The organism is Ensifer sp. NM-2 (assembly GCF_003024455.1).
GTDB classification, from domain to species: domain Bacteria; phylum Pseudomonadota; class Alphaproteobacteria; order Rhizobiales; family Rhizobiaceae; genus Ensifer; species Ensifer canadensis.
The window spans coordinates 1-544 of record NZ_PVZR01000111.1; the positions used below are offsets into that span (position 1 = coordinate 1).

1 protein-coding gene is annotated in these 544 nt (G+C 63.6%); it reads left to right on the forward strand.

Annotation, left to right across the window (positions count from 1 at the left end):
- Window positions 1-178: 178 nt before the first annotated feature.
- The coding region (locus C6558_RS39025) for a hypothetical protein (protein ID WP_146161012.1) at window positions 179-544 on the forward strand (366 nt) is incomplete at its 3' end.

Here is a 544-nt window from a genome sequence, read left to right on the forward strand (position 1 = left end):
TCACCACCGTGACCAACACCGGAGACGAGGTGGACCCCGACACCGAACTCACCCTCGGCCTCAGCGCCTGACCCCCATGAAGGATCAGACCGCTACACCATCACGAGGGGCTTGACCGGCACGGACGCGTGTTCACCGGAAGCTCCGCGATGTCGTGGAGCACCGCTCCGGTCGGCCGATGGACAAGACTCTCCGGTCTGTCCGCAAAGCATGGCGCTCGGACCTGGTGCTCGCCTTCCTGGAAAAAGAGGCGCTCTCCGCCTCCTGGGCTAAGCGTCGAGGGATGATGCCCTACGCCGGAAGGCCACTCGTCATGATCGCGTGCTGGCTGGCAGATGAGCTCCAACGGATGTCCCCTGCGCAGCGAACAGCCGTGGTCACTTCTTACAGCGGGGTGGATCTGATTCTCGTCCTGTCACGGAACCAGGTGGAGATCCTGGTGGAGGCGGGGTTCGATGCGGCGCGAATCGAGGCCGTCACCTTCGGCTACGACCCTGGACAGTTCCCGGTGTCCAATGATGCTCGTAGGTACGGGATCGTCTCC